This window comes from Hydrogenivirga sp. 128-5-R1-1 (genome assembly GCF_000171895.1).
This window is the reverse complement of sequence record NZ_ABHJ01000370.1, coordinates 1-1,414: the sequence shown is the minus strand read 5'-3', so window position 1 is coordinate 1,414 and position 1,414 is coordinate 1. Positions and strand designations below refer to the sequence as shown.

The window sequence follows — 1,414 nt, the reverse complement described above, 5'->3', positions numbered from 1 at the left end:
GTAGAAATTAAGGAGGGTTTGATATGAAAAGGGTTTACATCAGGGAAAAAGAGGGTAAAATAGAGCTTGTTGATGCATTATCTCAGGAAATTATTTCTACTTTTGATTCAGTATCAGAAGCTGTTGGATATGCAGTCAAAAATCACTATCAGCTTCCAGTACAGGCTTTTAATGGAGAATTTGTAAAGGATAAAGAAGGAAATTATATATACCATGGAGAAAAACACGACTTTGAATATGCAGATGGGACTCTTTTAGAAGATGCAAAACTTTGCCCTAAATGTGGTTGGGTTGCATTCTGGGAAGAAATCTGTGATGAAGATAAAAACACAAGAGAATGTTATGTTTGTCCAAAATGCGGATATGTAATTGAATGTACTCCCCCACCGGAAGAAACTCCTGCGGTTGATTAAAAATTATTTTAATTTTATTTTTTTTGACATATAATATTTACCTTGTTTTTAAATTTTTTAACGGCATTTAACAACCACATAGGAGGTTTTTTTATCATGGGCAGCGATAACGGCCCAAGGACAAACTTGAAAACAATTAAGGAGGATAGAAAATGGAAAAAACCCTCGGACTGCATATCCTAGCAGACCTTTACGGAGTAGATGGTTCAAAAATTGACCATGTTGAGGATGTTAAGGAACTTTTGGAAAATGCAGTAAAGTATGCAAACCTTTCAAAATTATCATCTCACTTTCATCAGTTTTACCCTCACGGAGCAACAGGAGTAATCCTTTTAGAAGAATCTCACATATCCATCCACACATGGCCTGAGCATGGTTATGCAGCTGTAGATGTTTATACTTGCGGTGGAAAAGAAAAAACTTATAAAGCTATGGAATATATTCTTAAAGTTTTAAAACCAAAAAGAGTAGATGAAAAAGTAGCTGAAAGAGGAGTAGTTCCTGTAGATACGGCTCAGGTTAATATTGAGAAATTAGAGCTTGAAACTGTAGAAAAATAATTTAAATTTACATAATTTATGATATATACCATTTAATATAAAAATTAAAGGGATTAGTTTATCTTTATAGATTTAATTTGATATGGAGGGAGTAATATGTCTTTGAATAAGAAAGTTTATCAGGTTATGCAGGATTTAACTCCTGTTGTCGTTTCAACATCAGTAAACAATAAACCTTATACTACTTTTATAAGCTGGGCTATTGCAAAAGATGAAGATACAATAAGAATTGCAGTTAGTACAAATGCAAAAACTACCGAAAATATTAGAGCAAATCCAAATGTATGTTTGGAACTTTTTGATAAAGATTTGGCTGTTTCTATCTCAGGACAGGCTAAAATAATTACCGAGCAGATAGAAGGAATACCATTTCCTGTAGCGGTTATAGAAATTAAAATCACTGAAATTGTTGATAACCTTTTCCCTGGCGCTACAATTACA

Annotated in this window: 3 protein-coding genes; all 3 read left to right on the top strand. The window is 33.1% G+C overall.

All coding sequences use genetic code 11. The annotated features are described in order from the left end of the window. The first annotated feature begins 23 nt into the window (after window positions 1-23). Window positions 24-413, top strand: a complete 390-nt coding sequence (locus HG1285_RS01545) for a hypothetical protein (RefSeq protein ID WP_008289371.1) — start codon at window positions 24-26, stop codon at window positions 411-413. Window positions 414-565: 152 nt separating this feature from the next. Next, window positions 566-973: an adenosylmethionine decarboxylase gene (gene speD, locus HG1285_RS01550; protein WP_008289370.1), complete on the top strand. Its 408-nt coding sequence runs from the start codon at window positions 566-568 to the stop codon at window positions 971-973. Between the two features lie 96 nt (window positions 974-1,069). Continuing rightward, a partial coding sequence (locus HG1285_RS01555; protein WP_008289369.1) for a pyridoxamine 5'-phosphate oxidase family protein occupies window positions 1,070-1,414 on the top strand: 345 nt, incomplete at its 3' end.